Origin of the sequence: Pantoea phytobeneficialis (assembly GCF_009728735.1) — a bacterium.
GTDB classification, from domain to species: domain Bacteria; phylum Pseudomonadota; class Gammaproteobacteria; order Enterobacterales; family Enterobacteriaceae; genus Pantoea; species Pantoea phytobeneficialis.
In genome coordinates this window covers 1,195,674-1,210,586 of sequence record NZ_CP024636.1, presented here as the reverse complement: position 1 = coordinate 1,210,586, position 14,913 = coordinate 1,195,674, and the positions used below count along the sequence as shown (strand labels likewise).

Below are 14,913 nucleotides of genomic sequence, written 5' to 3'. Positions count from 1 at the left end.
GGAGGAACTGTGCGACAACTGATTATCAGGCTGTTTGTCCTGCTGGCGGTGATGATCACCGCTGGCTGTGGTTTTCATCCGCGTGGTACGACACAAATACCTGCGGAAATGAAAACGTTGATCGTCTCTACCGGCGATCCCTATGGTCCACTGGCTCGAACCGTTCGTCAGCAGTTGCGTCTGAATAATGTGCGCATTGTTGATGACACCAAAGATGCACGCGCCACTATTCCGACGCTGCGTCTGGGTGCTGAACGCCAGGGCCGTGATACCGCATCGGTGTTCATTAGCGGGACCACCGCGGAATACTCGCTGGTGATGACCGTCACCGCGCAGGTATTGCTGCCAGGCAAAGGGATCTACCCGATCAGCACCACGGTGTATCGTTCGTTCTTCGACAACCCGAATGCCGCACTGGCGAAGGATGCCGAGCAGGACAAGATCGTGCAGGAGATGCGTCAACGTGCAGCCGAGCAACTGGTACGTAAGCTGCTGGTGGTGCATGCCGCACAGGAAAGCCAAAAAGACACGCTGCCAGAACCTGAGGTCATTGTCCCTGGAGAATCACCGGAAGTGCCCTCCTCGTCAGCTACCAGTCTGCAATGATCAGGATCTATCCTGAACAACTCAGCGCGCAGCTCCGTGAGGGGCTGCGCGCCTGTTATTTTCTCACCGGCAATGAACCGCTGCTGATTCAGGAGAGCGCCGACGCCATTCGAGCGGCGTCGACGACTCAGGGATTTGAAGAGCATTTCAGCGTGGCGCTGGATGCGCACACCAGTTGGGACGATTTGTTCGCCAGCTGTCAGTCACTCAGCCTGTTTACCCAACGCCAGACTTTAACTCTGCTGTTCCCGGATAATGGCCCGAATGCGGCGATGGCCGAACAGTTGGTCAAACTTGCCAGCCTGTTGCACAGCGATATTTTGCTGGTGCTGCGTATGGCAAAACTGACTAAAGCGCAGGAAAACAGCGCCTGGTTTAAAGCCCTGAGCACTCAGGCAGTGCTGGTGCCCTGCCAGACGCCCGAGCAGGCCCAGTTGCCGCGTTGGGTGATGAATCGCGCTAAAGCGATGAAGCTTCAGGTGGACGACGCCGCCATCCAACTGCTTTGCTACTGTTATGAAGGCAATCTGCTGGCACTGGCGCAGGCACTGGAACGGCTGTCGTTATTATGGCCGGATGGCAAGCTGACGCTGCCTCGCGTGGAAGAAGCAGTGAACGATGCCGCACACTTTACCCCGTTTCACTGGGTAGATGCGCTGCTGGCTGGCAAAAGTAAACGCGCCCTGCACATCCTGCATCAGCTGGAGAAAGAAGACAGCGAAGTGGTGATCCTGCTGCGCAGCCTGCAACGTGATCTGCTGACGTTGCTGCATTTGCAACGCCATCAGGCGCAACAAGCGTTGCGTACCCTGATGGATCAACAGCGTATCTGGCAGAATCGGCGGGCGTTGTTTATGGAGGCGTTACAACGGCTGGATGCGCGCCGTCTGCAACGTGCTATTCATCTGCTGGCGGAGATTGAGCTGTCGATGAAACAGGATTACGGTCAAAATCTGTGGCCGCAGCTGGAAACCTTATCCCTGCTGCTGTGTCACCGCGATTTCCCGATGAGTTTTGCTGATGTCTGAACTTTATGCCCTGTTTGGCGGCACCTTTGATCCGATCCACTTTGGGCATCTGCATCCGGTTGAAGCGCTGGCGCAGCAGATCGGCCTGAAAAAAGTCACCCTGCTGCCGAACAATGTTCCCCCCCATCGCCCACAACCACAAGCCAGCGCCCGGCAACGTGTTGAAATGTTACGCTGTGCAATCGCTGACCGACCCTTGTTTGACATTGATACGCGCGAACTGGAACGCGACACACCGTCATGGACAGTGGCAACGCTGGAAGCATTACGTGCGGAACGCGGAGCGCAGCAGCCTCTCGGATTTATCATCGGTCAGGATTCTCTGCTAACGTTATCCAAATGGCACCGCTGGCAGGACTTGTTGTCGCTGTGTCATTTGCTGGTGTGCAAGCGTCCTGGCTATCCGACGCAGATGGACACCCCTGAGATGCAACAGTGGCTGGATCAGCATCTCGCCCGCGATGTGCAACAACTGCATCGTCTTCCGGCTGGCCATATCTGGCTGGCCGATACGCCGCTTTTCGACATTTCAGCCACAGAAATTCGGCAACGCCGTCATCTGGGCGTTTCCTGTACGGATTTATTGCCTGCATCGGTCATCAACTATATCGATCGTGCTGGCTTATACCTTGAATAATTCAGGTTGACGCCGGGCATTCCCGCCCTGTCTGGGCCGGGAGAATATTCGCCACGTATCTTCCGACAACCTGAAAGATGGGCGGAATATATCTATATTTCGCCGACCGATCGCGACATGCTATACTGCGCCGCTTCATATTTTGGCTGCGTTTCCAGGGCATTCAGCCTGCCCGTAATCACCTGTTTTGAGGGGAACCTTTTGCAAGGTAAAGCACTCCAAGAATTCGTTATTGATAAGATTGATGATCTCAAAGGCCAGGACATCGTCGCACTCGACGTTCAGGGCAAATCCAGCATCACCGATTGCATGATTATCTGCACAGGCACGTCAACCCGCCATGTGACCTCCATCGCTGACCATGTGATGCAGGAGTCACGCGCTGCCGGGCTGGCGCCATTAGGCGTGGAAGGGAAAGCCGCCGCCGATTGGGTGGTTGTCGATCTCGGCGACGTGATTGTGCATGTTATGCAGGAAGAGAGCCGCCAGCTGTATGAGCTGGAAAAGCTCTGGAGCTAAGCGGTGAAACTGCAGCTTGTGGCCGTCGGGACCAAAATGCCCGACTGGGTTCAGACCGGATTTACCGAGTATCTGCGCCGTTTCCCGAAAGATATGCCGCTGGAACTGACAGAAGTGACAGCAGGCAAACGCGGCAAAAATGCCGACATCAAACGCATTCTGGAAAAAGAAGGTGAAGCGATGTTGGCTGCCGTAGGGAAAGGCAACCGTATTGTGACCCTGGATATACCCGGACAGCCGTGGGAAACCCCACAGCTGGCACAACAGCTGGAACGCTGGAAACAGGATGGGCGCGATGTCAGCCTGTTGATTGGCGGGCCAGAAGGTTTGGCACCGGCCTGTAAGGCCGCGGCAGAGCAGAGCTGGTCGTTGTCGGCACTGACGCTGCCGCATCCGTTGGTGCGTGTGCTGGTGGCTGAAAGCTTGTACCGAGCCTGGAGCATTACCGCCAATCATCCTTATCATCGTGAATAAACACCAGGCCACACCGGATATTAAACACAGCGGATGAAATTACAAACCAACGCCTTTCGCGATTACACAGCCGAACAAAAACTGTTTGTCCGACGTGCTTTAGTCGCCTTTTTCGGCATCTTCCTGCTTTCAGGCATTTTGGTGGTCAATTTGTACCACCTGCAAATTTTGCGTTTTGCCGATTACAGTACCCGTTCCAATGACAACCGGATCAAGTTGGTACCGGTCGCACCGAGTCGCGGCATTATCTTCGATCGTAACGGTGTTCCCCTGGCACTGAACCGCACCATTTATCAGGCTGAACTGGTGCCGGAAAAAGTCGATAACCTGAAGCAAACGTTGCAGGATCTGCGACCGATACTCGACCTCACCGATGACGATCTCGATGCTTTTGAGAAAGAGCGGAAACGGTCACGTCGTTTTACCTCGATCCCGGTAAAAACTGCGCTCAGTGATGTGCAGGTGGCCCGCTTTGCCGTTAACCAATATCGTTTTCCTGGCGTAGAAGTAAAAGGCTATCAGCGCCGTTACTATCCCTATGGTCAGACGCTCACCCATGTCGTCGGTTATGTTTCAAAAATTAACGACCGCGATGTTGCCCGCCTCGATCAGGAAGGCAAATGGCCGAACTATGCCGCTACCCACGATATAGGCAAGTTAGGTATCGAGAACTATTACGAAGACGTATTGCACGGCACCACCGGCTATGAAGAAGTTGAAGTCAATAACCGTGGGCGTGTGATTCGCCAGTTGCATGAACAATCGCCGCAGGCCGGGCGAGATATCTACCTCACCATTGACCTGAAATTGCAGCAGTACATCGAAACGCTGCTGGCCGGGAGCCGAGCGGCAGTTGTGGTCAGCGATCCACGTACTGGTGAACTGCTGGCGCTGGTTTCAACGCCAAGCTATGACCCGAACCTGTTTGTTGAAGGCATCTCCAGCGCAGATTACAAGTCATTGCTTAATGACGAAAACCGCCCGCTGTACAACCGCGCGTTACAGGCCGCTTATCCGCCAGCCTCAACGGTGAAACCCTATGTCGCGGTTTCGGCGCTCAGCGCCGGGGTGATCAATCGCAATACCAGCCTGTTTGACCCCGGCTGGTGGCAGTTGCCGGGTTCGGAAAAGCGCTATCGTGACTGGAAAAAATGGGGACACGGACGTCTTAACGTCACCAAAGCGCTGGAAGAGTCCGCCGATACCTTCTTCTATCAGGTCGCCTATGATATGGGCATCGATCGCCTGTCAGAGTGGATGACCAAATTTGGCTACGGCCATCGCACCGGTATTGACCTGCCGCAGGAAAGTCCCGGTAACATGCCGACACGAGATTGGAAGCTGAAGCGCTTTAAGAAACCCTGGTATCAGGGCGATACTATCCCGGTCGGCATTGGTCAGGGTTACTGGACCGCAACGCCGGTGCAGATGAACAAAGCACTGATGATTCTGATTAACGATGGTGTGATCAAAGTGCCGCATCTGCTGCGTGCCACCCGTGAAGGTCACACTATGGTGCCGTATCGCCAGGCCCCGGATGAGCCGATTGGTGATATTCACTCCGGCTACTGGGAGATTGCTAAAGATGGGATGTTTGGCGTAGCCAATCGCCCAAACGGCACTGCGCATAAAAGTTTTGCCGACGCGCCGTATAAGATTGCGGCTAAATCCGGTACGGCGCAGGTTTTCGGTCTGAAAGCGAACGAAACCTATAACGCACACAAAATTGCTGAGCATCTGCGCGATCACAAACTGATGGCCGCCTTTGCCCCTTACGATAAACCGCGCGTAGCCGTCACCATGATTCTGGAGAATGGCGGCGCAGGCCCGGCTGTCGGTTCGGTGATGCGCCAGATTCTCGACCACATTATGTTAGGCGATAACAATACGGTGCTGCCAGAAGCAGCGCCGACGCCACCTGGTTATGAAGGTGATTAACAATGTCCATGAATGATAGCCCGCAGAAAAGATCAATCTGGATGCGCATCCATATTGACCCACTTTTTATGCTGGTGATCCTCGGCTTGCTGACTTACAGCGCCATCGTTATCTGGAGTGCCAGTGGTCAGGACCCGGGCATGATGGAGCGTAAAATCGGCCAGATTGTCATGGGGCTGGTGATCATGATTGTGCTGGCCCAGGTCCCCCCCCGCGTTTACGAGAGTTGGGCACCCTATCTCTATATTGTTTGCGTCATCTTGCTGATTGCGGTGGATGCCTTTGGACAGATCAGTAAAGGGGCACAACGCTGGTTGGATCTGGGTGTGGTACGCTTTCAGCCCTCGGAGATCGCCAAAATCGCGGTGCCGTTGATGGTGGCACGCTTTATCAACCGCGATGTGTGTCCCCCAACCCTGAAGAATACCGGTATCGCTCTGATCCTGATTTTCGCCCCGACGCTGCTGGTCGCGGCGCAACCGGACCTCGGCACCTCAATTCTGGTCGCGGCTTCTGGTTTGTTCGTGTTGTTCCTGTCGGGCATGAGCTGGAAATTGATTGGCGTCGCCGTTGTACTGGTGGCAGCCTTCATCCCGGTGCTGTGGTTCTTCCTGATGCATGATTATCAGCGCGCACGCGTGATGATGTTGCTCAATCCGGAAAGCGATCCCCTGGGGGCCGGTTACCATATTATCCAGTCCAAAATTGCCATCGGCTCCGGTGGACTGCGCGGTAAAGGCTGGTTGCATGGCACCCAGTCACAGCTGGAGTTTTTACCGGAACGCCATACCGACTTTATTTTTGCCGTCCTGGCTGAAGAATTGGGGCTGGTTGGCGTATTGGTCCTGCTGGTGCTTTATTTGCTGCTGATTATGCGCGGATTAGTTATCGCTGCGCGGGCACAAACCACTTTTGGTCGCGTGATGGCTGGTGGTTTGATGTTGATTTTATTCGTTTATGTTTTCGTTAACATTGGTATGGTTAGTGGTATCTTACCGGTGGTTGGCGTACCGCTGCCCCTGGTCAGCTACGGCGGATCGGCATTGATTGTATTAATGGCCGGATTTGGCATTGTGATGTCGATCCATACTCATCGAAAAATGTTATCTAAAAGCGTTTAAGAGGCTGCACATGCGTAAGGACTGGCTTGGGATTGCTCTGGCATCATTGGTATTGGCTGCCTGTTCCTCCCAGGAGGAACCGCAGAATACCGCCCCACCACAACCGGCCTACAATGGCCCGGTGGTTGAAATTCCTGGGGTGGAACCACGCTATGAACCGATTAATCCGTCGACCAGTCAGGATTACAGCGTCAATGGCAAAAGCTATCGTATCGTTAAAAACCCCGCTAACTTCAGCGAAGTTGGTTTAGCCACCTCCTACGGTGATGAAGCCAAAGGCAATCGGACTGCGATCGGTGAAACTTTTGATCCTGATGCCATGACCGCCGCGCATCCAACCCTGCCACTGCCAAGCTACGTACGTGTTACTAACCTGGCGAATGGTCGCCAAATCGTCGTGCGCGTCAATGATCGCGGGCCATATACCCCAGGGCGCATTATCGACTTGTCACGCGCCGCCGCTGACCGTCTGAACATCTCGAACAATACCCGCGTTCGCGTTGACTATATCAATGTCGCACCGGATGGCACGCTGTCCGGTCCTGGCACCATCGGCACGACGGTAGCGAAGCAGAGCTACGCCTTGCCCGCTCGCCCAGAATTGGGTGGCGGTACGGTGATGATGGGCGGAAGCACCAGCGCAGTCAGCGCACCGCCCGCGCAGGATGTCCGTGCGGTCGATAACAACACCCTGCAAAGCAGTGACAACATGGGTGCGCCCGTTCACAGTAACGGTTTCCTTGGCGCACCTCAGCCACTAGCCAGTGGCGTGCTGGAAGGCAGCGAACCGCAACCGACGGTCGCAACACCGACCCCAGCCCCTGCTGCCGCGGCACCGGTAGCGGCCTCATCCGCACCGGCAAGCGCAGGCAGTTATGTGGTGCAGGTCGGCGCCCTCAATGATTCCGCCCGCGCGCACCAATTAGCCGCCAGCCTGGGTCACCGTTTTGGCGTACAGGGTTTCGTTGAAGCCAACGGTAACGTTTATCGCGTGCAACTGGGTGGCTTTAAAACCCGTACCGAAGCGGCAGCGCTGCAACAGCGTCTGAGCAACGAAGCACAAATGAGTTCTTTTATCACCACTTCCCGTAACGGAATGTGATAATACCCACCAGGCATAGTTATGCCTGGTTACAACAGTTTTGCAAAGCAAGATGCCGCCAGATCAGGTGTTTGCTATAGTAAGGCACTTTTTTCACTCTAAACCCACGGATGTTGTAGTCCTGAACATGAATACGCTGAAACCTTCTCGTTTTCTGAAACGCCTGACAGTGGGATCACTGGTCGCCCTCTCTCTCAGCCATGCCGCCTTCGCGGATGATGTAAACCTCAAAACCATGATTCCGGGCGTGCCGGACATTGATGCTGAAGCCTATGTGCTGATCGACTATAACTCGGGCAAAGTGCTGGCCGAGAAGAACGCCGATGCACGCCGCGACCCGGCCAGTCTGACCAAAATGATGACCAGCTATGTCATTGGTCAGGCGGTAAAAGCAGGAAAAATCCATCAGGATGACATCGTCACCGTGGGTAAAGATGCCTGGGCCACCGGCAACCCGGTGTTTAAAGGTTCTTCACTGATGTTCCTGAAACCGGGCGATCGCGTACCGGTTTCGCAGCTGACGCGCGGTATTGTGTTGCAATCCGGTAACGATGCTTGCGTGGCGATGGCGGATTATGTCGCTGGTAGCCAGGATGCGTTTGTTAACCTGATGAACAACTACGTTCAGGCGTTGGGTCTGAAAAACACCCACTTCCAGACCGTGCACGGCCTGGATGCAGACGGCCAGTATAGCTCAGCCCGCGATATGGCGCTGATTGGTCAGGCGCTGATTCGTGACGTACCCGATGAATACGCGGTTTACCACGAAAAAGAGTTCACCTTTAACAACATCCGTCAGTTGAACCGTAACGGCTTGCTGTGGGATACCAGCCTGAACGTTGACGGCATCAAAACCGGCCATACCGATGCGGCGGGTTATAACCTGGTGGCATCTGCTACCGAAGGCCAGATGCGTCTGATCTCTGCGGTGATGGGAGGTCATACCTACAAAGGCCGTGAAACCGAAAGCAAAAAGCTGCTGACCTGGGGCTTCCGTTTCTTTGAAACCGTCGCACCGTTGAAGGCCGGTAAAGAGTTTGCCTCCGAGCCGGTATGGTTCGGCAACAGCGATCGCGTCCAGCTTGGCGTGGAAAAAGATGCTTATCTGACCATTCCGCGTGGCCGTATGAAAGATCTGAAAGCCAGCTACGTGCTGAACAACACCGAGCTGCACGCACCGTTGCAGAAAAACCAGGTGGTGGGCAGCATCAACTTCCAGCTGGATGGTAAAACCATTGAACAGCGCCCGCTGGTGGTGCTGAACGAAGTCCAGGAAGGCGGTTTCATCAGTCGCATCATCGATTACATCAAACTGATGTTCCACCACTGGTTCGGCTAAGGCGCGATTGAAAAAACGCCACTTTGCCCCTATATAAGTTAATATTATTGCTCCCGCCCCGGCGGGAGCCTGTTTTTATGCACCGGAGTCAATATGAAAACCAAACTGAATGAACTGCTCGAATTCCCTACCCCCTTTACCTATAAAGTGATGGGTCTGGCGCAACCGGAGCTGGTTGATCAAGTGGTTGAAGTGGTGCAGCGTCATGCGCCTGGCGACTACAAGCCGGATGTGAAGCCAAGCAGCAAAGGCAATTATCACTCCGTTTCCATCACCATCATCGCCACCCACATTGAACAGGTTGAAACCCTGTACGAAGAACTGGGCAATATCGATATCGTACGTATGGTGTTGTAATGCTGACGCTGGCAAAGGGTTCTTTGCCAGCGTTATACTTTTCCTCTCACTTCTCTACCGGACTTCGTTTTGTCAGCCAATACGCTTCTTGTTCGTCAACTGGGTCAGCGCGACTGGCAACCCATTTCTGACGCCATGCACCGCTTTACCGATCAACGCGACAGTGACACCCCGGATGAAGTCTGGCTGGTGGAGCACAACCCGGTGTTTACTCAGGGTCAGGCAGGCAAAGCCGAACATTTGCTGATGCCCGGCGATATTCCTGTGGTTCAGAGCGACCGTGGTGGTCAGGTGACGTATCACGGGCCAGGTCAGCAGGTGATGTATGTGCTGATTGATGTTAAACGTCGCAAACTGGGCGTTCGCCAGTTGGTGACGGCGCTGGAGGAGACGGTGGTGGCCACTCTCGGCGATTACGGCGTCACCGCGCACGCCCGCCCCGATGCGCCCGGCGTGTACGTTGGAGAAGAGAAGATTTGTTCGCTCGGTTTGCGCATCCGTAAGGGGTGCTCTTTCCACGGTCTGGCCCTGAATGTGGCGATGGATTTGGCCCCCTTCCTGCGTATCAACCCTTGTGGTTATGCCGGGATGCGCATGGCGCAATTGGGACAGTTTCAGCCCGGCGTGACCACCGCTGATGTGCAACCGCGCCTGGTGCAACACTTTGCCCGTTTGACGGGTTTTGCACAAAGTGAGTGGTTAAATGCCGATGTGCCGGGTTGACCTTGTCCGTCAGTGCGGATTTACAATTTTGTAACCTAACGGCATACACAGCGGCTGATTCCCGCGCTGCGAGATGATATAATTTTTGCAATTTTTTCAAATAAAGTTGAAAGCCTGGTTCTCAGTTTGAGTGAGGAAGCTTTCAAATCGCAATCCCGACCGGAACCTGCAGATTTATGAGTAAACCAATTCAGATGGAACGTGGCGTCAAGTATCGCGATGCCGACAAAATGGCGCTGATTCCGGTGAAAACCGTGGTCACCGAACGCGAGGAGATTCTGCGTAAGCCGGAGTGGATGAAGATCAAACTTCCTGCGGATTCCAGCCGTATTCAGGGCATCAAGGCTGCGATGCGCAAGAATGGCCTGCATTCGGTCTGTGAAGAGGCGTCCTGCCCTAACCTGGCAGAATGTTTTAACCACGGTACCGCTACCTTTATGATCCTTGGGGCTATCTGTACCCGTCGCTGCCCGTTCTGCGACGTGGCACATGGTCGCCCGAATGCCCCTGATGCCAACGAGCCGGTAAAACTGGCACAAACCATCGCCGATATGGCGCTGCGTTATGTGGTTATCACCTCAGTGGACCGCGATGACCTGCGCGATGGCGGTGCCCAGCACTTCGCCGACTGCATCAGTGCCATTCGCGAAAAAAGCCCGTCAATTAAGATTGAAACTCTGGTACCCGATTTCCGTGGTCGCATGGATCGTGCGCTGGAAATCCTTACCGCCACCCCACCGGATGTGTTCAACCACAATCTGGAAAACGTGCCACGCGTCTACCGTCAGGTGCGTCCGGGTGCGAACTACGAGTGGTCACTCAAGCTGCTGGAACGGTTTAAAGAAGCGCATCCGAACGTGCCGACCAAATCCGGTCTGATGGTCGGTCTGGGCGAAACCAATGCAGAAATCATTGAAGTGATGCGCGATCTGCGTCGTCATGGCGTCACCATGCTGACGCTGGGTCAGTATCTGCAACCAAGTCGTCACCACCTGCCAGTACAGCGTTATGTCAGCCCGGCAGAGTTTGATGAGATGAAAGAAGAAGCGATGGCAATGGGCTTCACCCACGCGGCCTGTGGCCCGTTTGTGCGCTCCTCTTACCATGCAGACATGCAGGCTAAAGGATTGGAAGTGAAGTAAATTCGTCGCGGCGCGACACAAAACAAAAAACCAGACTGGCGACAGTCTGGTTTTTTTATAACGTAATAAATTTTTACACTTATTGACGTTAACCGTAAAGATTACTCTTTATGGGTGACACGTTCTGCTGGTGCTTCTTCAGCAGTGCTTTTGGTTGCGGTGGATTCATCATCTTTCATGGCTTTTTTGAAGCCTTTGATTGCGGAACCCAGATCGCCACCCAGTGAACGTAACTTGTTGGTGCCAAAGAGCAGTACGATGAGAGCACCGATGATCAGCAGTTTGGCAATACTGATACCTTCCATAATTAACCTTTCAACCTTAGCGAAAAACGGTGACTGTTATTTACGCGCAGAAAGCTTAGCGGCTCAACTGCAATCTGTAACAGATTAAGATCAGGACGGCACACATTTGTAGCGGCGCGATTTATCGCGCAATAAATCGTGCACCGGATATTGCGCGATAAATCGCACCGCTACAGGGTGTCCCCAATCCTTGATCAGATAAAACGGCTCAAAAACGCCTGGGTACGCGGGTGCTGCGGATTACCTATCACTTGCTCCGGGCTGCCCTGCTCCACCACAACGCCACCGTCCATAAATACTACCCGGTCAGCGGCTTCACGAGCAAAGCCAATTTCATGGGTGACGACAATCATCGTCAGCCCCTGATCCGCCAGCGTGCGCATGGTTGCCAGTACTTCACCCACCAGCTCAGGATCAAGTGCCGAAGTGGGTTCATCAAACAGCATCAGCGCGGGTTTGATTGCCAACGCACGGGCAATCGCCACACGCTGTTGCTGACCACCCGACAGATGGCGCGGCCAGGCATCGGCTTTATCACTTAACCCCACGGTAGCCAGCAACTCGCGGGCATGCTGTAACGCTTGCTGACGCGGAAACTTGTGCACGCCAATCGGCGCTTCAATGATGTTCTGCAACACCGTCATATGCGGGTAAAGATTGAACTGCTGAAACACCATGCCAATCTTCTGGCGCTGGTGGGCAATCTTGCGTGGCGACAGGCGATGCAAAATACCTTTCTTCAGCTCATAGCCAATTTGTTCCTCACCGACCATGATTGAACCGGCGTTCATATCTTCCAGATGATTAATGCAGCGCAGAAAGGTCGATTTACCCGAACCCGACGGCCCGAGGATCACCACCACTTCCCCCGGAAACACATCGAGGTCGATGCCCTTCAGCACCTCATTGTCACCATAACTTTTCTGCACATTGCGGGCGCGCACCAGCGGCTGAACGTGACTCATACATCCTCCTTCTGCACCAGGGCACCACGACCGATATCCTCGCCCTGTGTGCGGCGTTTGGGCGCGACCACCGTGCGTTTGGTTCCGCGAGCATAGTAACGTTCGATCGCCGACTGACCGACATTCAGAATCGAGGTGATGATCAGATACCAAATCACCGCCACCATCAGCATCGGAATGATTTCAAAGGTACGGTTGTACACCGCCTGCACCGAATAAAGCAGATCGCCCATCGCAATCACGCTCACCAGCGAGGTGGCTTTGATCATGCTGATTAGCTGGTTGCCGGTCGGTGGAATGATGGAACGCATCGCCTGCGGAATAATGATGCGACGCAGTGCCCGCGTCCGGCTCATACCAAAGGCCTGGGTGGTTTCCACCTGGCCGTTATCCACCGACAGCAAACCAGCACGAATGATCTCCGCCATATAGGCCGCTTCGTTCAATGCCAGCCCGGCAATCGCTGCGGTTAACGGGGTGATCAGATCATTGGTGTTCCAACTGGCAAAGGTAATACCGGTCCAGGGAACGGTAATCGACAGCGTCGGGAACAACGTTGACAGGTTGTACCAAAAGATCAATTGCACCAGCAACGGCGTACCGCGGAAAAACCAGATGTAGAGCGATGAGATGCCGCTTAACAGTTTGTTCTCCGACAGACGCCACACCGCCAACAGCAGACCCAACAACGTGCCGAGGATCATCGACACCACCGTCAGTCCAAGCGTGACCTGCAACCCCTTCAATACCGAGGCTTCCGTGAACCATTTCAACACCACGGACCACTCAAAGTTTGGGTTGGTCGCCACCAGCCAGAGAAAGTTGGAGGCGATCACCAGCACCACAATCCATGAGACCCAGCGTCCATATGTGGGCGCGCTGCGGGCAAAAGCCACGTCGCGCTGCTGCACGTCGGCCTTATCCCTGGCTCGCGAATCGTTGGTGTTCAAACTCATTTTGCCGCCCCTTTCGCCAGGTTACGCCCCGGTGCCTGCAACATGTTTCCGTCCAGCTTCCACTTCTTCATGATGGCTGCATAAGTCCCGTTGCTGAACAGCTCCTTATAAGCATCCAGCACCACGTTACCTAACTCAGAACCTTTCGGCACAACGGTGCCCTGGAAGATATCGCCAAAGCCGTTTTTCTGGCCTTTGCCGGACAACTCCAACTGACCATTCGCCTGCTCAACGAAGTACGTCAGCGGTGCCTGTGATGAGAAGAAGGCATCAGAACGTTTTGAACGCACGGCAAGAATCGAAGAAGGCTGATCGGTAAAGGATTGCACCACAACCGCCGGTTTACCCGCCGCCACACAGGCATCGGATTGCTTGCGGATCACCTGTTCAGCAGACCCCGCCGCCATCACCGCGATACGCTTGCCGCAGGTATCCTCCAGACCATTGATCTTCGCCGGGTTACCTTTCTGCACGCCGAACACCACAAACTCCTGCACAAAATCGATAAAGTCGACTTTTTCCTGGCGGTCCGGGTAATCGCCAATCGGACCAATCGCCAGTTGGTAACGACCAGAGTTAATCCCGGTCAGCACGCCAGACAGGCCGCTGACGGTCGCATGTTCGATTTTCACCCCGAGCAATTGACCCAGCGCGTTGGCAAGATCGGCAGATGCACCGTCCATTGAGTGCGGGCCATTGACGATCTCATACGGAGGAAAAGATCCGTTATTCACGGCGATCATTTTGCCCGCGCTTTTAATCTCAGCAGGCAGACGGTCATGCAGCGCCTGATCCACTTTTTGGCTTGGAATAGCGTCAGCAGCCTGGGCGAACGATGCCGTCAGCCCTAAAGCCAGCGCGATTGCGGTTGTGATTTTTTTCATGCTCGAGTTTCCCAGTGCTGTCAGTGTGTATTCAATTCAGGTCGGGCAAAACGGCGGTTCTCAAGAACCGGCAAAACGCTGCGTGCGTAAGCGATACGTTGTGGATCGAGGTCGGCGAACACCAATGCCGCTGATTCAGGCGCTTTCGCAATCGCCACGCCGAGTGGGTCAATCACCAGGCTGTTACCGATATTGCGCGGGCCACATTCGCCTACCGCTACCATGTAGCAGGTATTCTCCAGCGCGCGGGCGGTGGTCAGCAGCTCCCAATGCATCTCCTTCAGTGGCCCTTTCACCCAGGCTGCGGGCAGCACCAGTACATCAGCACCATCCAGCACCAGGCGGCGTGCCAGCTCCGGGAAGCGCACGTCATAACAGGTCATCAGGCCCACTTTCATACCGGCAACCTCAACCAGCGGCGGTATGACATGACCAGGATTGACGCGTTGTGACTCCTGCATGGCAAAAGCATCGTAAAGGTGGAGTTTTTGGTATTCGGCAATGATTTCGCCATTGCGGATAGCAATCAGCACGTTCAGCGCTTTCTGTCCTTCAGTCGGGACATGCACGCTCATCATGGTCGTCAGATTATTGCCTTTACTGGCGGCCAGCAGTTGTGTGACAAACGGACCATCCAGCGGTTGCGCCGCTTTCAGTACCAGATCCGGGTCGGCGATATCACGCGCCAGCACACCTTCCGGCAGCACCAGCAAATCCGCGCCACCCGCCAACGCTTTGTTCATCAAACCAATGCAAATATCGGTGTTTTCCTGCCATTCGCGGCTGACCGCAAATTGTCCCATCGCAACTTTCATCA

17 protein-coding genes are annotated in these 14,913 nt (G+C 54.5%); 12 read left to right on the top strand and 5 right to left on the bottom strand.

Annotation, left to right across the window (positions count from 1 at the left end; genetic code table 11):
- Nucleotides 1-9 precede the first annotated feature (9 nt).
- The 12 genes from lptE to lipA all read left to right on the top strand — a co-directional run bounded on the left by lptE (nucleotide 10) and on the right by lipA (nucleotide 10,986).
- Nucleotides 10-606 carry an LPS assembly lipoprotein LptE gene (lptE, locus tag CTZ24_RS05490; RefSeq protein ID WP_021182372.1) on the top strand — a complete coding sequence of 199 codons (597 nt, stop codon included), beginning with the start codon at nucleotides 10-12 and terminating at the stop codon, nucleotides 604-606.
- Nucleotides 603-1,634 (top strand): DNA polymerase III subunit delta, encoded by a 1,032-nt coding sequence (holA, locus tag CTZ24_RS05485; protein WP_208725008.1) that lies wholly within the window; start codon nucleotides 603-605, stop codon nucleotides 1,632-1,634. The genes lptE and holA overlap by 4 nt, the downstream gene beginning before the upstream one ends.
- Nucleotides 1,627-2,271 (top strand): nicotinate-nucleotide adenylyltransferase, encoded by a 645-nt coding sequence (gene nadD / locus CTZ24_RS05480; protein WP_208725007.1) that lies wholly within the window; start codon nucleotides 1,627-1,629, stop codon nucleotides 2,269-2,271. The genes holA and nadD overlap by 8 nt, the downstream gene beginning before the upstream one ends.
- A gap of 201 nt (nucleotides 2,272-2,472) precedes the next feature.
- Complete coding sequence (gene rsfS / locus CTZ24_RS05475) at nucleotides 2,473-2,790, top strand: ribosome silencing factor (RefSeq protein ID WP_036624423.1); 318 nt, start codon at nucleotides 2,473-2,475, stop codon at nucleotides 2,788-2,790.
- Between the two features lie 3 nt (nucleotides 2,791-2,793).
- Nucleotides 2,794-3,264 carry a 23S rRNA (pseudouridine(1915)-N(3))-methyltransferase RlmH gene (gene rlmH, locus CTZ24_RS05470; RefSeq protein WP_013508252.1) on the top strand — a complete coding sequence of 157 codons (471 nt, stop codon included), beginning with the start codon at nucleotides 2,794-2,796 and terminating at the stop codon, nucleotides 3,262-3,264.
- A gap of 33 nt (nucleotides 3,265-3,297) precedes the next feature.
- Entirely contained in the window at nucleotides 3,298-5,202 is a 1,905-nt protein-coding gene (mrdA, locus tag CTZ24_RS05465; protein WP_021182367.1) for a peptidoglycan DD-transpeptidase MrdA, read from the top strand.
- Nucleotides 5,203-5,210: 8 nt separating this feature from the next.
- On the top strand, nucleotides 5,211-6,323 hold the full coding sequence (mrdB, locus tag CTZ24_RS05460; RefSeq protein ID WP_036624753.1) for a peptidoglycan glycosyltransferase MrdB: 1,113 nt from the start codon (nucleotides 5,211-5,213) through the stop codon (nucleotides 6,321-6,323).
- Between the two features lie 10 nt (nucleotides 6,324-6,333).
- On the top strand, nucleotides 6,334-7,425 hold the full coding sequence (gene rlpA / locus CTZ24_RS05455; RefSeq protein WP_021182365.1) for an endolytic peptidoglycan transglycosylase RlpA: 1,092 nt from the start codon (nucleotides 6,334-6,336) through the stop codon (nucleotides 7,423-7,425).
- A gap of 127 nt (nucleotides 7,426-7,552) precedes the next feature.
- Nucleotides 7,553-8,764 carry a D-alanyl-D-alanine carboxypeptidase DacA gene (dacA, locus tag CTZ24_RS05450; protein WP_021182364.1) on the top strand — a complete coding sequence of 404 codons (1,212 nt, stop codon included), beginning with the start codon at nucleotides 7,553-7,555 and terminating at the stop codon, nucleotides 8,762-8,764.
- A 93-nt stretch (nucleotides 8,765-8,857) separates the two neighbouring features.
- Nucleotides 8,858-9,121, top strand: a complete 264-nt coding sequence (ybeD, locus tag CTZ24_RS05445; RefSeq protein ID WP_013508247.1) for a DUF493 family protein YbeD — start codon at nucleotides 8,858-8,860, stop codon at nucleotides 9,119-9,121.
- Between the two features lie 69 nt (nucleotides 9,122-9,190).
- A complete protein-coding gene (gene lipB / locus CTZ24_RS05440) occupies nucleotides 9,191-9,844 on the top strand; it encodes a lipoyl(octanoyl) transferase LipB (RefSeq protein ID WP_021182363.1) in 654 nt (217 codons plus the stop codon).
- Nucleotides 9,845-10,020: 176 nt separating this feature from the next.
- Complete coding sequence (lipA, locus tag CTZ24_RS05435; RefSeq protein ID WP_021182362.1) at nucleotides 10,021-10,986, top strand: lipoyl synthase; 966 nt, start codon at nucleotides 10,021-10,023, stop codon at nucleotides 10,984-10,986.
- Between the two features lie 101 nt (nucleotides 10,987-11,087).
- On the opposite strand, the gene tatE is transcribed toward lipA, so the two are convergent.
- The 5 genes from tatE to CTZ24_RS05410 form a co-directional block, all read right to left on the bottom strand.
- Nucleotides 11,088-11,291 carry a twin-arginine translocase subunit TatE gene (gene tatE, locus CTZ24_RS05430; RefSeq protein WP_021182361.1) on the bottom strand — a complete coding sequence of 68 codons (204 nt, stop codon included), beginning with the start codon at nucleotides 11,289-11,291 and terminating at the stop codon, nucleotides 11,088-11,090.
- 194 nt (nucleotides 11,292-11,485) lie between these two features.
- On the bottom strand, nucleotides 11,486-12,256 hold the full coding sequence (locus tag CTZ24_RS05425) for an amino acid ABC transporter ATP-binding protein (RefSeq protein WP_021182360.1): 771 nt from the start codon (nucleotides 12,254-12,256) through the stop codon (nucleotides 11,486-11,488).
- Nucleotides 12,253-13,212 (bottom strand): amino acid ABC transporter permease, encoded by a 960-nt coding sequence (locus CTZ24_RS05420; RefSeq protein WP_036624417.1) that lies wholly within the window; start codon nucleotides 13,210-13,212, stop codon nucleotides 12,253-12,255. The genes CTZ24_RS05425 and CTZ24_RS05420 overlap by 4 nt, the downstream gene beginning before the upstream one ends.
- Complete coding sequence (locus CTZ24_RS05415) at nucleotides 13,209-14,096, bottom strand: ABC transporter substrate-binding protein (protein WP_021182358.1); 888 nt, start codon at nucleotides 14,094-14,096, stop codon at nucleotides 13,209-13,211. The genes CTZ24_RS05420 and CTZ24_RS05415 overlap by 4 nt, the downstream gene beginning before the upstream one ends.
- Before the next feature lie 20 nt (nucleotides 14,097-14,116).
- On the bottom strand, nucleotides 14,117-14,911 hold the full coding sequence (locus CTZ24_RS05410) for a deaminated glutathione amidase (protein ID WP_208725498.1): 795 nt from the start codon (nucleotides 14,909-14,911) through the stop codon (nucleotides 14,117-14,119).
- Nucleotides 14,912-14,913 lie beyond the last annotated feature (2 nt).

Bases quoted from the DNA above. Each gene is read 5' to 3' on its own strand.
- holA (WP_208725008.1), top strand. From the start codon at position 603: ATGATCAGGATCTATCCTGAACAACTCAGCGCGCAGCTCCGTGAGGGG.
- nadD (WP_208725007.1), top strand. From the start codon at position 1,627: ATGTCTGAACTTTATGCCCTGTTTGGCGGCACCTTTGATCCGATCCAC.
- mrdA (WP_021182367.1), top strand. From the start codon at position 3,298: ATGAAATTACAAACCAACGCCTTTCGCGATTACACAGCCGAACAAAAA.
- mrdB (WP_036624753.1), top strand. From the start codon at position 5,211: ATGAATGATAGCCCGCAGAAAAGATCAATCTGGATGCGCATCCATATT.
- rlpA (WP_021182365.1), top strand. From the start codon at position 6,334: ATGCGTAAGGACTGGCTTGGGATTGCTCTGGCATCATTGGTATTGGCT.
- dacA (WP_021182364.1), top strand. From the start codon at position 7,553: ATGAATACGCTGAAACCTTCTCGTTTTCTGAAACGCCTGACAGTGGGA.
- ybeD (WP_013508247.1), top strand. From the start codon at position 8,858: ATGAAAACCAAACTGAATGAACTGCTCGAATTCCCTACCCCCTTTACC.
- lipA (WP_021182362.1), top strand. From the start codon at position 10,021: ATGAGTAAACCAATTCAGATGGAACGTGGCGTCAAGTATCGCGATGCC.
- tatE (WP_021182361.1), bottom strand. From the start codon at position 11,291: ATGGAAGGTATCAGTATTGCCAAACTGCTGATCATCGGTGCTCTCATC.
- CTZ24_RS05425 (WP_021182360.1), bottom strand. From the start codon at position 12,256: ATGAGTCACGTTCAGCCGCTGGTGCGCGCCCGCAATGTGCAGAAAAGT.
- CTZ24_RS05420 (WP_036624417.1), bottom strand. From the start codon at position 13,212: ATGAGTTTGAACACCAACGATTCGCGAGCCAGGGATAAGGCCGACGTG.
- CTZ24_RS05415 (WP_021182358.1), bottom strand. From the start codon at position 14,096: ATGAAAAAAATCACAACCGCAATCGCGCTGGCTTTAGGGCTGACGGCA.
- CTZ24_RS05410 (WP_208725498.1), bottom strand. From the start codon at position 14,911: ATGAAAGTTGCGATGGGACAATTTGCGGTCAGCCGCGAATGGCAGGAA.